The 14068-nt window shown below is 72.7% G+C and carries 12 protein-coding genes and 1 tRNA gene; 12 read left to right on the top strand and 1 reads right to left on the bottom strand.

The genetic code is table 11. The features are described from left to right. Nucleotide 1 precedes the first annotated feature (1 nt). The 9 genes from ACZ60J_RS21315 to ACZ60J_RS21275 all read left to right on the top strand — a co-directional run bounded on the left by ACZ60J_RS21315 (nt 2) and on the right by ACZ60J_RS21275 (nt 8877). A complete protein-coding gene (locus ACZ60J_RS21315; RefSeq protein WP_469683874.1) occupies nt 2-739 on the top strand; it encodes a phosphonatase-like hydrolase in 738 nt (245 codons plus the stop codon). Then, nucleotides 736-1785 carry an ABC transporter ATP-binding protein gene (locus tag ACZ60J_RS21310; protein WP_469683872.1) on the top strand — a complete coding sequence of 350 codons (1050 nt, stop codon included), beginning with the start codon at nt 736-738 and terminating at the stop codon, nt 1783-1785. Before ACZ60J_RS21315 ends, ACZ60J_RS21310 begins: the two co-directional genes overlap by 4 nt. Next, entirely contained in the window at nt 1778-2761 is a 984-nt protein-coding gene (locus ACZ60J_RS21305) for a 2-aminoethylphosphonate ABC transporter permease subunit (protein ID WP_469683870.1), read from the top strand. The genes ACZ60J_RS21310 and ACZ60J_RS21305 overlap by 8 nt, the downstream gene beginning before the upstream one ends. Next, nucleotides 2748-3545, top strand: coding sequence for an ABC transporter permease (locus ACZ60J_RS21300; protein WP_469683868.1), 798 nt, complete (start codon nt 2748-2750; stop codon nt 3543-3545). The genes ACZ60J_RS21305 and ACZ60J_RS21300 overlap by 14 nt, the downstream gene beginning before the upstream one ends. Before the next feature lie 125 nt (nt 3546-3670). Next, on the top strand, nt 3671-4750 hold the full coding sequence (locus ACZ60J_RS21295) for a 2-aminoethylphosphonate ABC transporter substrate-binding protein (RefSeq protein WP_469683867.1): 1080 nt from the start codon (nt 3671-3673) through the stop codon (nt 4748-4750). A gap of 166 nt (nt 4751-4916) precedes the next feature. After that, entirely contained in the window at nt 4917-6503 is a 1587-nt protein-coding gene (locus ACZ60J_RS21290) for an alkaline phosphatase family protein (RefSeq protein WP_469684112.1), read from the top strand. Between the two features lie 167 nt (nt 6504-6670). Beyond that, nucleotides 6671-7450, top strand: a complete 780-nt coding sequence (locus tag ACZ60J_RS21285) for an HAD-IIA family hydrolase (RefSeq protein WP_469683865.1) — start codon at nt 6671-6673, stop codon at nt 7448-7450. Between the two features lie 92 nt (nt 7451-7542). Next, nucleotides 7543-8202, top strand: coding sequence for a hypothetical protein (locus ACZ60J_RS21280; RefSeq protein ID WP_469683863.1), 660 nt, complete (start codon nt 7543-7545; stop codon nt 8200-8202). A gap of 12 nt (nt 8203-8214) precedes the next feature. After that, nucleotides 8215-8877 carry a class F sortase gene (locus tag ACZ60J_RS21275; protein ID WP_469683861.1) on the top strand — a complete coding sequence of 221 codons (663 nt, stop codon included), beginning with the start codon at nt 8215-8217 and terminating at the stop codon, nt 8875-8877. Nucleotides 8878-8984: 107 nt separating this feature from the next. Here ACZ60J_RS21275 and ACZ60J_RS21270 read toward each other — a convergent pair. Continuing rightward, nucleotides 8985-9058: transfer RNA gene (locus tag ACZ60J_RS21270), tRNA-Lys, on the bottom strand. Nucleotides 9059-9306: 248 nt separating this feature from the next. Here ACZ60J_RS21270 and ACZ60J_RS21265 point away from each other — a divergent pair. From ACZ60J_RS21265 to ACZ60J_RS21255, 3 genes are all read left to right on the top strand, one after another. Then, entirely contained in the window at nt 9307-10662 is a 1356-nt protein-coding gene (locus tag ACZ60J_RS21265) for a peptidoglycan-binding protein (protein WP_469684111.1), read from the top strand. Between the two features lie 11 nt (nt 10663-10673). Continuing rightward, nucleotides 10674-13166 carry an SPFH domain-containing protein gene (locus tag ACZ60J_RS21260; protein WP_469683859.1) on the top strand — a complete coding sequence of 831 codons (2493 nt, stop codon included), beginning with the start codon at nt 10674-10676 and terminating at the stop codon, nt 13164-13166. 242 nt (nt 13167-13408) lie between these two features. Then, nucleotides 13409-14035, top strand: a complete 627-nt coding sequence (locus ACZ60J_RS21255; protein ID WP_469683858.1) for a lytic polysaccharide monooxygenase auxiliary activity family 9 protein — start codon at nt 13409-13411, stop codon at nt 14033-14035. The last annotated feature ends 33 nt before the right edge of the window (nt 14036-14068 follow it).

Below are 14068 nucleotides of genomic sequence, written 5' to 3'. Positions count from 1 at the left end.
CATGACGAACACGACCGACACGACCGTCAACCCCACCCACCGCGTCGACCCCGCCCACCGCCTGATCGTCCTCGACATGGCCGGCACCACCGTCGCCGACGGCGGCCTCGTCGAGCGCGCCTTCGAGCGGGCCGCCGAGCGCCTCGGCGTCGAGCCGGGCAGCACCGACCACGCCGCCAAGCTCCAGTACGTCCGCGACACCATGGGCGAGTCGAAGATCTCCGTCTTCCGCCACCTCTTCGGCACCGAGGAGCTCGCCCAGCGCGCCAACTCCGCCTTCGAGCAGGCCTACGGGGAACTCGTCGACGGCGGCCTCATCGCCCCGATCCCCGGCGCCCGCGAGGCCGTCGAAAAGCTCCGCGCCGACGGCCGCACCGTGGTCCTCACCACCGGCTTCGCCCGCGTCACCCAGGACGCCATCCTCGACGCCCTCGGCTGGCAGGGCCTGGCCGACCTCACCCTGTGCCCCGCCGACGCGGGCGGCCGCGGCCGGCCCTACCCGGACATGGTGCTGGCCGCCTTCCTGCGCACCGGCGCCGTGGCCGACGTACGCGACACCGTCGTCGCGGGCGACACCGCCTACGACATGCTCAGCGGGATCCGCTCCGGCGCCGGGATCGTGGCGGGCGTCCTCACCGGCGCCCACGACCGCGCCGCCCTGACCGGGCACGGCGCCACCCACGTCCTGGCCTCCGTCGCCGACCTCCCCGCACTCCTGGCAGGGGAGCCCGGAGCGTGAGCGGCATCCGCTTCGACTCCGTCTCGGTCGCCTACGGCGCCGCCACCGTCCTGGACTCCCTCGACCTGACCGTCGAACCCGGCGAGGTCATGGCGCTGCTCGGCCCCTCCGGCTCCGGCAAGACCACGGCCCTGCGCGCGGTCGCCGGCTTCGTCCGGCCCGCCTCGGGCCGGATCCTGATCGGCGGCCGGGACGTCACCGCCCTCCCGCCGCACAAGCGCGGCATCGGCATGGTCGTCCAGCAGTACGCCCTCTTCCCGCACATGCGGGTCGAGGACAACGTCGCCTTCGGCCTCAAAGCCCAGAAGGCGCCCAAGGCGGAGATCCCCGGCCGGGTCGCCGAGGCCCTGGAGATGACCGGGATGGCGGCCTACGCCAAGCGCTACCCCCGCGAGCTCTCCGGCGGACAGCAGCAGCGCGTGGCCATCGCCCGCGCCCTCGCCATCCGCCCCGGGGTCCTCCTCCTGGACGAGCCGCTGTCCGCGCTCGACGCGCAGCTGCGCTCCGGAATGCTCGCCGAACTGGCCCGGCTGCACCGCGAACTCCCCGACGTGTCGATCCTCTACGTCACCCACGACCAGGTGGAGGCCCTCACCCTCGCCGACCGGATCGCCGTCATGGACCGGGCCCGCCTGCAGGACTGCGGCACCCCGCAGGAGCTGTACCGGGCCCCGCGCACCGAGTTCACCGCCTCCTTCGTCGGCAACGCCAACCTGCTGCCCGTCACCGTGGCCGACGGCGGCGCGCTCTTCGCCGGGCACCCCCTCACCCTCGACCCCGGCCGTGCGGCCGTCGGCGCCGGCGCCACCCTGTGCGTACGCCCGCACCTGCTCGGCCTCGGCGCCGGCCCCAACGCGCTGAGCGGGACCATCACCGAGGTGCAGTGGCGCGGTTCGACGCACCGGCTCTACGTGGACATCGAGGGCCACCGGGTCAAGGCGGACCTGCCCGAACTGCGCGAAACCCCGGCCCTGGGCGACCACGTCACCCTGCACTTCGAGCCGCGCGACGCGGTGCTGCTGGCCGCAGGGGTGTCCGATGGCTGAGGCCACCGACCGGCGCGCCCCCGCACCCGGGTCGGCGGCCGGCCCCGAGGCCGCGGTCATACCCCACCAGCCCGTACGAAGCCCTGCCCCGGGCACCCCCGAAAGCCCGGCCGGAGCCCCAGACGGCTTCGCGGGGAAGGCCGCCGCCACGCCCCGTAGCGTTCCCGGCTGGCTGTGGGCGGTCCCTCCCGTCGCCGTGCTCGCCGCCGTCTTCCTCTACCCGCTCGCGCTGGTCGTCCAGCAGTCGCTGTCCCCCGAGAACGGGGGCGGCGCCTTCGACGCCTACGCCTCCGTCTTCGCCTCGCACTCCTTCCGCGAGGCCCTCGGCACCACGGTCTGGCTGGCCGTCGGTGCCACCGCCGGCTGCCTGGTCCTCGGCTTCGCGCTCGCGCTGGTCATCGCCTTCGTCCCGTTCCCCGGGGCCCGCGGCGTCGCCAAGTTCATCGACGTCTTCCTCTCCTTCCCCTCCTTCCTCATCACCCTCGCCCTCCTCTTCGTCTACGGCACCGTCGGCATGGCCAACGGCCTGTGGACCGACACCTTCGGCGTCGCGGACGGGCCCTTCCACTTCCTCACCACCCCGTGGGGCGTCCTCCTCGCGGAGATCACCTACTTCACGCCCTTCGTGATGCGCCCGCTGCTCGCCGCCTTCTCCCAACTGGACACCGCCCAGTTGGAGGTGGCCTCCTCGCTCGGCGCGAAGCCCGGCCGCATCATCCGCCGGGTGATCCTCCCCGAGTCCCTGCCGGCCCTCGCCGCCGGCGGCAGCCTCGTCCTGGTGATGTGCCTCAACGAGTTCGGGATCGTCCTGTTCACCGGAGCCAAGGACGTCACCACGCTCCCGATGCTCATCTACGGCAAGGCGATCCTCGAATCCGACTACGCCGCCGCCTGCGTGGTCGCCGTCGTCAACATCGTGATCTCCGTCGGCCTGTTCGGCCTCTACCGGGTGGTGAGCAAGCGTGCTGGTGCATAGCAAGGGCGGCCGCTGGGCCGCCTGGAGCCTCTTCGGCATCCTCTTCCTGCCCCTCTTCGCCCTGCCGCTGCTCGTCGTGGTGGCCGCGTCCTTCTCGACGCACTGGTCCGGGGCCTTCCCCTCCGGCCCCACCACCGGGAACTACGCCGCGGCCGTCCGGGGCGAATCCCTCCAGGCGCTGACCACCTCGCTGCTCACCGCCCTGGCCGCCAGCCTGATCGCGCTCACCGTCGGCACCTGGGCGGCGCTCGCCGCCGCCGGTCTGCGCAGGCGCGGAAAGAGCACCCTGGACGCGCTGTTCATGCTTCCGGTCGCCGTGCCGTCCGTGGTCGTCGGCCTCGCCGTGCTCGTCGCCTTCAGCAAGCCGCCGCTGCTCCTCAACGGCACCAGCTCGATCGTGATCCTGGCGCACACGATTCTTGTCACGGCGTTCGCCCACCAGTCGGTTTCGGCTGCCATCGTGCGTCTCGACCCCGCCTACGAGCAGGCCGCGGCCTCCCTCGGCGCCCGCCCCGCGTACGTGCTGTGGCGGGTCAAGCTCCCCCTCCTGCTGCCGTCGCTCACCGCGGCCGCCGGGCTCTGCTTCGCCCTGTCCATGGGCGAGCTCAGCGCCACGATGATGCTCTACCCGCCGGACTGGATGCCCCTCCCGGTCCGGATCTTCACCGCCACCGACCGCGGTTCGCTCTTCAGCGGCTCCGCCGTCGCCGTGGTCCTCATGGCCACCACCCTGCTCGTCCTGCTGGCCGTCTCCCGCGTCCGCACCAGGGCCACGTACCGCTAGACCCGGGGGCCACGTACCGCGGACCCGGGTCACGTACCGCCGGACCCGGGGGCCACGTACCGCCCACCCCACTGCCGCACCCCGCTGATTCCCCTGCTGACTCCCTTTCCCCGTAAGGAAGTTCCATGCCCAGCAACAGACTCCTCCGCATCACCGCCGCCGTCACCGGCAGCCTCGCCCTCACCGCCGGTCTCACCGCCTGCGGCGGCTCCTCCTCCGCGACCGACTCCAAGGGCGGCGGCGAGAAGGTCGTCACCGTCTACAGCGCCGACGGCCTCAAGAGTGACAAGGGAGACGGCTGGTACGACAAGGTCTTCGCCGACTTCACGAAGAAGACCGGCATCGAGGTCAAGTACGTAGAGGGCGGCTCGGGGGAGATGGTGCAGCGCGCCGTCCGCGAGAAGACCAACACGCAGGCCGACGTCCTGATCACGCTGCCGCCCTTCATCCAGCAGGCCGACGGCAAGGGCCTCCTCCAGGCCTACACCCCGCAGGGCGCCGACAAGGTCAACGGGGCGAACAAGTCCTCCGACGGCAAGTGGACCTCGGTCGTCAACAACTACTTCGGCTTCATCTACAACAAGAAGGAGCTGCCGGCCGCCCCCAAGACCTGGGAAGAGCTGCTGGACGCCAAGTACAAGGGCAAGCTCCAGTACTCCACCCCGGGCGTCGCGGGCGACGGCACCGCCGTGCTCATCAAGGCGATGCACGACTTCGGCGGCAAGGAGCAGGCGAACGACTACCTGAAGAAGCTCCAGGCCAACAACGTCGGCCCGTCCTCCTCCACCAGCAAGCTCGCGCCGAAGACCGACAAGGGCGAACTGCTCGTCGCCAACGGTGACGTCCAGATGAACTTCGCGCAGTCCAAGTCCATGCCGAACCTCGGCATCTGGTTCCCCGCCAAGGACGGTGGCAAGCCCACCACCTTCTCCCTCCCGTACGCGGCCGGCCTCGTCGACAAGGCCCCGCACACCGAGAACGGCAAGAAGCTCCTCGACTTCCTGCTCAGCGAGGACGCCCAGAAGCTGGTCAGCGATGTCGGCGGCGGCTTCCCGGCCCGTACGGACGTCAAGCCCACCGACGCCAACGCCGTCGAACTCACCAGGCTCATGACCGGAGTCGAGATCTTCGAGCCGGACTGGGCCGACATCGACAAGAACCTCACCGGGTACGTCGACGCGTGGAAGTCGGCAACCGGAAGCTGACTGGTCGCCTTCCCGTCACCCACGACCGGAAGAGTGACGTACGGATAACGGGTCTGGACCGAGTCTCGCCCTCGGTCCGGGCCCGCCGTACGCTCGCTCGCGTTGCCGCACGACCGTACGCCCGCACGACGGCATGCCCGCACCACCGCATGCCCCGTACGACCGCATGTCCCGTACGTCCCCTGCGCCTTCCCCACGATTACTCCCGGAGGAGTACGTGCCCACTGTCCTGTCCGGACGGACCCTCGCCGTGGCGGCCACCGCCACCGCCCTGCTCGCCACCGGCCTCGGCGCCCACGCCGCGACCGCCGACGAAACCGCTGCCGGCGCCGCCGCCACGAACAAGGTGCTCGTCATCGGCATCGACGGCACGGTCCTGGACCGCGTCAAGGTCGCCAACGCCCCGAACCTGAACGGCCTGATGGCCCAGGGCCTGACCGCCCGCAGCACCCTGTACGCGAACCCGATGGCCGCCACCTCCTCGGGCCCCGGCTGGTCCACGATCGCCACCGGCGTCTGGCCCGACAAGCACGGGGTGAAGGACAACTCCTTCACCGGCAAGAACTACACGGCCTACCCGGACTTCCTGACCCGCATCGAGAACGCCAACCCGGCGCTCAACACCTACGCGGCGGCCGACTGGGAGCCCATCACCTCCACCGACCAGAACGGCCCGATCTTCTCGGCCAAGGTCGACAAGCGGCTCTCCCTCAAGGGCGACCGCGACGGCTACCGCAACGAGGACCCGAAGATCGCGGCCGCGGCCGCGGCCGAGCTGCAGGGCCAGAACCCGGACGCCGCCTTCGTCTACCTCGGCGAGATCGACGCGGCCGGCCACTCCTACGGCGCCGCCAGCCAGCAGTACCTGGACACCATCGCCCGCGTCGACGTCCTCGTCGGCCAGCTCCTCACGGCCGTCCAGAACCGCCCGACCTACGCCCAGGAGAACTGGAAGATCCTGGTCACCACCGACCACGGCCACACCAACTCCGGCGGCCACGGCGGCTCCACCATCCAGGAGCGCGGCACCTTCGTCCTCGCCAAGGGCGCCGGCATCCCGGCCGGTTCGGTACGCAACGACGTGAAGCTCGTCGACGTCGCGGCGACCGCCCTCGCCCAGGTCGGGGTCAACCCCGGCTCCGCGATCGACGGCATCTCCGTGGACGCCCCCGACGACGGCGACGCCTTCGACACCCTGCGCCCGAACCTCCAGGCGCGCGTCGACGAGACGGGCATCCCGGCCGGCACCAAGGGGTTCACGCACACCCCGCCGGCCGGCTGGTCGGTCGACAACTCCAAGATGGGCACGGGCGGCGTCACCGAGTGGGCAGGATGGGCCTTCGCCACCGACGAGTTCTGGAGCCAGGCGCAGCGCGACCAGTGGCGCGAGCTGAACGTCCGCTCCCGTGACGTGTTCGCCGTCGCCGACTCCGACGAGTGGGACGACAAGAGCCACACCGGCTCCTACGACTCCACCCTCGTCACCCCCAAGTGGGCGGTCACCGGCGGCACCACGCGCAACCTGACCTTCCAGACGCACTACCACCACGAGGCCGGCCAGACCGCCCAGGTCCTGGTCTCCTACAACGGGGGCACGGCGTCGGTCGTCAAGAGCTACACCGCCGACGCGGTCGCCCGCTCCGAGTCGATCGCGCTCCAGGTCCCGGCCGGTGCCACCGACGTCCAGGTCCGCTTCCGCTACGCCGGCAGCAACAACTGGTACTGGACCGTCGACAACGTCAAGCTCGGCTGACGGGACCTTCTCGGCTGACGGGACCTTCGTACCCGCCCGTTCCGCCCCGCGGTCCGGGCCGTGGACGCCCTCCGCGTCCGCGGTCCGGCCCGGATAAGGTGGTAGAGACCAGAGGTCGCAGGTCACTGGTCCCAGAGGTCACGCCACCGAGAGCGGAGAACAGTCCAGTGGCAGAGCGCAAGCCGATCGAATCCTGGCTCACCGACATGGACGGGGTCCTCATCCACGAGGGCACCCCGATCCCCGGGGCCGACGCCTTCATCAACCGGCTGCGCGAGTCCGGCAAGCCCTTCCTCGTGCTGACCAACAACTCCATCTACACCCCGCGCGACCTCCAGGCCCGCCTGAGCCGGATGGGGCTGGAAGTCCCGGTGGAGAACATCTGGACCTCGGCGCTGGCCACCGCGAAGTTCCTCGACGACCAGCGTCCGGGCGGCACCGCGTACGTCATCGGCGAGGCCGGCCTCACCACCGCCCTGCACGACATCGGCTACGTCCTGACCGACCACGAGCCGGACTACGTGGTCCTGGGCGAGACACGGACCTACAGCTTCGAGGCCATGACGAAGGCCGTCCGGCTGATCAACGCGGGCGCCCGCTTCATCTGCACCAACCCGGACGAGACCGGCCCGTCCACCGAGGGCCCGCTGCCCGCCACGGGCGCGGTGGCCGCGCTGATCACCAAGGCCACCGGCAAGAAGCCGTACTTCGCGGGCAAGCCCAACCCGCTGATGATGCGGACCGGCCTGAACGCCATCGGGGCGCACTCCGAGTCCAGCGCGATGATCGGCGACCGGATGGACACCGACATCCTGGCCGGGCTGGAGGCGGGCATGCAGACCTTCCTCGTCCTGACGGGCCTCACGTCCGTCGCGGACACCGAGAAGTTCCCCTACCGGCCGACCAAGACGGTCAAGTCCATCGCTGACCTGGTCGAACTGGTTTAGGTCGTACGGCTGACACGTACGGGCCAAGAGGGCGCCGCTCCGGATGCGGAGCGGCGCGCCGCGCGTGAATCTCCTTGTTGAGGAGGTTCACCATGCGCAGTGATCAGATCGCTCTCCGTGTCACCGGGGTGGCCGTCGCCCTGACGGCCCTGTCCGCCGTGACCGCCCCCTTCGCCTTCGCGGGGGAGGACGACTGGAACCGGCAACGCGGCAGCGTCTCGGCCGACCCCAATCCGGCGGAGCCGGGGGCGCAGGTCAAACTGCGCGTCCGCGGCTGCGAGGAGGACTGGGCCGTCGCCTCGTCCGTCGTCTTCGTCTCCGAGGTCCGGCTCTCCACCGGCCGCGACGACCGCCGCACGCTGTGGGGCGACGCGATGATCCGGTCCTGGGCCGAGCCCGGCCGCCACGACATCAAGATCAAGTGCGGTGGCCGCGGCGGTGAGCGCGAGTGGGGCACGATCGAGATCGAGCGCCGCCGCGAGCACCGCCCCGACCCCCACCACACGCCCGTCTGGCCCGTGCACGCGGGCGGCGGAGGCATGTCCGAGGAGATCGCCGCGAAGTCGAAGGCCGGGGCCGCCGAGGCGGAGGCCTCCGACTCCGCGCAGCTCGCCGCGACGGCGAAGAAGAGCCACTCGGGTGACGGCCCGGGCCTGCCGCACACGGTGATCGGCGCCGTGCTCGCCGCCGCCGCCACCCTCGCGGTCGCCGGCCGTGCGCTGACCCTGCGCCGCCGCCGCAGCGGCGAGTGACCGGGTGATCGGGTGAGTGCGGAGCAGCGGAGCTCCGGCAGCTCCCGGCTGCTGACCTTCGCCGCCTGGTCGGTACTGGTCCTCGGCCTGTGGGTGTGGGGCAAGGAGATCACCGGTGTGGCGATACCCCTGCCCGGGCAGGCCGGCGGACCGGCCGTCCCGGGCCTGCCCGCGGCACACACCCCGCTGGGGCCGGCCGCGCCCGCGCGGGTCGACGTACCGTCCCTCGGGGTGCAGGCCCCGGTGATCGTCCGGGACCTGGACGCGAAGGGGGCGATCGAGCCGCCCCCGTACGAGAACCCGGGCACGGTCGGCTGGTGGCGCGGCGGAGCCCAGCCCGGCACGGCCGGGACGGCGCTGCTGGTCGGGCACGTGGACACGAAGTCGAAGCCCGCGGTGTTCTACGGCCTGAGCTCGGCGAAGACGGGCGACAAGATCCGCGTGGTGCGGGCCGACGGCTCGGTGGCGGAGTTCACGGTCGAGGACGTACGGGTCCACGAGCGCGCGGACTTCGATCCCGCCAAGGCGTACGGGCCCAAGGTCCGCGGCCGGGCCGAGCTCCGGCTGGTGACCTGCGGCGGCACCTACGACAAGGCGGCCAAGGAGTACTCGGCCAATGTGGTGGTGTCGGCGTACCTGACGGGCGTCGGTGTCCGCCCGGGAACGGCGGTCTGACCGGGAATCGCGGTCTGACCGGGCCCGACAAGGCCCGACCGGCTCCGTCCGGGCGGAAACGAAGAAGCCCCGCGCAGCTTTCGCTGCGCGGGGCTTCTTTGCGTCTGTGCGCCGCCAGGGACTCGAACCCCGGACCCGCTGATTAAGAGTCAGCTGCTCTAACCAACTGAGCTAGCGGCGCTTGGTGACAGGTGAAACTCTACCCCACCGCTGCGGGTGCTCGTGACAAGCCGCGCGCGTTCTGTCCGATTAACCCATGTTTGGGGGTTTTGTCGTGCACGATATGTCTGGGCCAGGCCGGATCTGATGCCCCGCCAGATGCGGTCCCGGCCGGCCGGCGACGAGCAGGGGAGTGGACGGAACCGCATGACGATGCAGCCTCCGACGCATGTGTACGAAGTGACGCCGACGGCCGAGGCGATGCCGCCGATGCCGCTGCCCTCCTTCGAGGAGTACGAACCCGCCGGCGACTGCCCGTGCCAAGGCTGCGCCCGGCGCCGCCGCACGCTGGCGCGCGCCCGGGCCATACCGCTGCGCGACGGCGGGCACCCCGCCGCGCGCGGAGCCCGCCGGGCGCTGGTGCTCGCCACCGCCGCGGGAGTGGTCCTCGGCGGCGGCGGGGGAGCCGCGGTGGCCGCGGCCACACCGGGCCCCGGCGGCCGGGTGGCCCTGGACGACCCGGGCACCCCCCAGGGCGGCCGCGCCCCGCTGCACGGGCCGAAGGCCGGGAAGGGCACCGCCGCGAAGCCCTCCGGGCTGCCCGGAGCGCCCTCGGCGGTCCGGCGGACCGACCGGGCGACGATCATCAACCGGGCGAAGCTGTGGCTGGACGCGCAGGTCCCGTACAGCATGGAGCAGTACTGGTCGGACGGGTACCGGCAGGACTGCTCCGGCTTCGTCTCGATGGCGTGGAACCTCGGCACGAACGAGTGGACCGGCAGCCTCGACAAGTTCGCGACCCGGATCACGAAGGACGAGCTGCTCCCCGGGGACATGCTGCTCTTCCACAACCCGGCCGACCCCAACAAGGGCTCGCACGTCGTGCTCTTCGGCGGGTGGGTGGACGAGACGCGCACGCACTACGTCGCCTACGAGCAGACGAAGCCGATCACGCGGAAGCAGGCCACCCCGTACGGCTACTGGAACAACGCGCTGAAGTACCTCCCGTACCGGTTCAACGGGGTGACCGGCGGAGTCGTGCCCGAGCCCCCGGCCACGGGCGAGCCGCCCGCGCCGGGCGGCACGGGCGGCGTCTCGGCCACCTTCCCCGGAGCGTCGAAGTTCGGGCCGGGCGCCGACAACGCCTACGTCGCCCAGCTCGGCCGGATGCTGTCCGACCGGGGCGGGCTGCGCTTCTACCCGAAGGGCGTCGGCACGAAGTGGACCGACGCCGACCGGCAGGCGACCGAGGCCTTCCAGCGTGCACAGGGCTGGACGGGCGCGGACGCCGACGGCCTCCCGGGCGCGCACACCTGGCGGCTGCTCGCCCAGCGCCAGGGCAAGGACATCCCGCCGACCACGGGCGGCGCACCGGGCCCGGCGGGCAAGCCGGCCTACCCCGGGGCGTCCTTCTTCCGGCCGGGCGCGTCCCACCCGGCCGTCACCGCCCTTGGCCGCCAGTTGGTGAAGAAGGGCTTCGGCAAGCACTACACGTCCGGACCGGGCCCCCGCTGGGGCGAGGCCGACCGCCGCAACGTCGAGGCGTTCCAGCGCGCCCAGGGCTGGCGCGGCGCGGCGGCCGACGGCTACCCGGGCCCGGAAACCTGGCGCCGGCTGTTCGCATGACGGAGGCAACGATGTACCCCACGCGCACCACCTCGACCACGGGCACCTTCGAAGTCCCCCCGTACCCCACCCCCCGCCCGACCCCCACGGAGGCCGAGCAGCCCACCCCGTACGGAGCCGGTACGGGTGCTGTCGCCTCTGGCGGAGCCATCCCGGTTGCCCCCGCAGAGGCGGGATCCGCACCGGCAGCCGCCGCCCCCCGGTGGGCCGTTGCGGCCGAGCACGACCGGGCCGCGGGAGCCGAGCCCGGCACTGAGCAGGGCTCCGACCGGGCCACGCCCGACCGGGCCACGTCCGAGCCGGCCCCTTCCAAGTGGGTTCCTGCCACGACCGCTGCCGACCCCCGTGCCGAGCGGACCTCGTACCCGTCGGGCGAGCATGACCGGGCCGTGGCGGGTGCTTCCTCGGTGGTCGAGGGGGTGTCGGCCGTGGTTTCCGCCGAGCCGTTGGCGGTCGGGGCGGCCGGTGGGGTGCCGGAGTGCTCCGGGGCCGTGCGCGGGGAAGCCGACGGACTCGTCGCCGTGGGTGTGGCGGCGCAGGCTTCGGGCGCTGCGCCGCACGGGCCCGTCGTACGGGTGGGGGAGGCGGCGCGCAGCGACGTACCCGCGGCGCGGGCGCAGGCCGAGGCGGGAGTGGACATCCCGCACCCCCTGGACGAGGCGGTCCACGCGGGTGCGGCCACGCTCCGGCTGCGGACGACCCCCGACGCCGAAGCCGCCCGCGCGCACCCGCAGGACGAGGCCTGGTCCCTGGCCGTCGCGGCCCCCGCCAGGGCGGAGCACGCCCCGCGGCACGCGGGTCCGCCCGCTGCCTGGGACCTGCCCGGACAGGGAGGCGCGGGCGCCGAACAGGGCCGCACCCCGCAGCACGCGGCCCCCGCCCCGGAGGCCGAGTACGCGGATCCGCACCCCGTACGGGACCTCCTGCCCGAGCCGGGAGACGCCGACCAGGCAGACCCGGCCGGCCGGCGGGAGCTGACCTGGTCCGTGCCCGCTCCGGGCACCGCCGGGGACGCCGCCCCCGTGGACGGCGGCCCCGCAGGCAACGGCCGACCCGGCCGGCCCGCCGCGGACGGGCAGCCCGCGACGGGCGAGCCCGCCATCGGCGAGGTCACCGGCTTCGAGCCCGCAACCCGCGAGCCCGCCACGGGCGGGGCTGCCACCGTCAGGGCTGCCGAAGGCGAGGCCACCGGCTTCGAGCCCGCAACCGGCATGACCACGGACAGCGAGCCCGCCCCCGGCGAAGCCGCGCTCGATCCGCAGGACGCGGCTACCGGCCACGGCATCGTGCCCGGGCCCGACAGCGCGGAAGGCGCGGACAGCGCGGCCGCCGCGGCCGGCGCCGACATCGCCGAGGTCGTCGCGCGAGCCGTGGCGCGGATCGCCGAGGACGATACGCAGGACCTGCCCCGGGTCACCGCGGCACGCGGGGTCGCGGTGACGGAGGTGCCGGTGCACCTCCCGTTCCGCGGCGCGACCCACCCGCAGCCGAAGCCGGAGCCCAAGCCGCAGCCGGAGCCCAAGCCGCAGCGCGAACCGGAGCCGAAGCCGGAGCCGAAGGCCAAGGCCGCCGTCCCCGCCCGGTCCGCCCCCGGACGCCGCGTGCCCCGTGGCGACGACCGGCTCCACGAGCACCGCGGCCCGGTGCTGCCCGGCTGGATCGCGGTCGCCGTGGGCGCGATCGCTCTCGCCGGCTGCGCGGTCGTGCTCTGGCGGGCCGGGGCCGTCCCGGACTCCCTCGCGCTGGCGTTCGGCGCGGAGCCCCGCCCCTACCGGGGACTGCAGGCGCGCTTCTGGCCCCCGCTCGCCTTCCTCGGGATCGTCGCCCTCCTCGCCCTCGGCGGGCTGGGCCGTGGCCGGGCCGGCCACGCCTGGGTGCTCACCCTCTTCGGCCGCTACCGCGGCACGGTCCGCCGTACCGGCCTGACCTGGATCAGCCCGCTCCTGCTGCGCCGCCGGGTCGACGTCCGGCTGCGCCACTGGCGCAGCGACCCGATGCCCGCCGTGGACTCGGGCGGCCTCGCGCTCCAGGTCGTCGTCCAGGTGGTCTGGCAGGTCAAGGACACGGCCCGGGCGACCCTGGCCGTGGAGGACCACGTCGACTACCTCGCCGAGCAGGTCGAGTCGGCCATGGCACGGGTCCTGTCCCAGCTCCCCGCGGACGCCTTCCACGAGGACGCCCCGACCCTGCGCGACGCCGAAGCCGTCGGCGACGCGCTGACCCGGATGCTGGCCTCCGAGACCGAGGCGGTCGGCGTGGAGGTGTTCTCGGCGCAGCCCACCCGGATCGAGTACGCCCCCGAGGTCGCGGACGCCATGCGCCGGCGCCGGGTCGCGGCGATCGACGCCAAGCACCGGGACACCGTCCTGACCTCGGTGGTGGACGCGGTGGACGACACCGTCCACCGGCTCACCTCGCGCGGGATCGTGGAGCTCGACGACTACGAGCGCAAGGCCCTCGTGAAGGACCTGACGGTCGCGTTCTACACGGGCCGCGCGGAGTAGTCCTCACCGGCGTGGTCCGGACCGATGGAGAACGGGTGGAATCCGGTTGGTCCGGACCACCCGTTTTTCCGTTGGTCTGGACATGGCCAACTCCCGTCAATACTGTGGGACTTGGTCTAGACCTAAAGAAGAGCAATTCAGATCTCGTGACCGGGCCGTGCCGCCGACACCGGTACGGCCCATCCCCACGCGTGCGCACGCTCTCTCCGGACATCCCCCCACGTTCAAGGAGCATCAGCCTCATGCGTTCCTTCCGCATGCCCAGAACCAAGCGGGCCGCCGCCACGGCCACCGCCACCACCGTCGGCCTCGGAGTCGTCGCCGCCCTCGCGCTCGTCACGGCCCCCACGGCCAGCAGCCACGGGTACACCGACACCCCGATCAGCCGCCAGAAGCTCTGTGCCAACAAGACCGTGTCCGACTGCGGCCCCATCCAGTGGGAGCCCCAGAGCGTCGAAGGCCTCAAGGGCTTCCCCGCGGCCGGTCCCGCCGACGGCCGCATATGTGCGGGCAACCACCCGGAGTTCGCCCAGCTCGACGACCCGCGCGGCGGTGCCTGGCCGGCCACCCCGGTGACCAGCGGGCAGAGCTACAGCTTCCGCTGGCAGTTCACCGCGAACCACTCCACCACCGACTTCCGGTACTACGTCACCAAGAACGGCTGGGACTCCACCAAGCCGCTCACCCGGGCCGCCCTCGACCCGCAGCCCTTCCTCACGGTCGCCTACAACGGCGCCCGCCCCGCCATGACCACCGTCCACCAGGGCACCATGCCGAGCGGCAAGACCGGCCGGCACATGATCCTCGCCGTGTGGACCGTCAACGACACCCCGATGGCCTTCTACTCCTGCTCCGACGTCCAGTTCTGACCGCAGGCGACCTCCGACTCCCCGCCCGACGTT

This window comes from Streptomyces sp. NPDC104226, from assembly GCF_055584085.1.
The sequence above is the reverse complement of the archived record's forward strand: the minus strand, read 5'-3'. Positions and strand labels throughout refer to the sequence as shown.

Bases quoted from the DNA above. Each gene is read 5' to 3' on its own strand.
- ACZ60J_RS21315 (WP_469683874.1), top strand. From the start codon at position 2: ATGACGAACACGACCGACACGACCGTCAACCCCACCCACCGCGTCGAC.
- ACZ60J_RS21305 (WP_469683870.1), top strand. From the start codon at position 1,778: ATGGCTGAGGCCACCGACCGGCGCGCCCCCGCACCCGGGTCGGCGGCC.
- ACZ60J_RS21295 (WP_469683867.1), top strand. From the start codon at position 3,671: ATGCCCAGCAACAGACTCCTCCGCATCACCGCCGCCGTCACCGGCAGC.
- ACZ60J_RS21290 (WP_469684112.1), top strand. From the start codon at position 4,917: ATGTCCCGTACGTCCCCTGCGCCTTCCCCACGATTACTCCCGGAGGAG.
- ACZ60J_RS21280 (WP_469683863.1), top strand. From the start codon at position 7,543: ATGCGCAGTGATCAGATCGCTCTCCGTGTCACCGGGGTGGCCGTCGCC.
- ACZ60J_RS21265 (WP_469684111.1), top strand. From the start codon at position 9,307: ATGCCGCTGCCCTCCTTCGAGGAGTACGAACCCGCCGGCGACTGCCCG.
- ACZ60J_RS21260 (WP_469683859.1), top strand. From the start codon at position 10,674: ATGTACCCCACGCGCACCACCTCGACCACGGGCACCTTCGAAGTCCCC.
- ACZ60J_RS21255 (WP_469683858.1), top strand. From the start codon at position 13,409: ATGCGTTCCTTCCGCATGCCCAGAACCAAGCGGGCCGCCGCCACGGCC.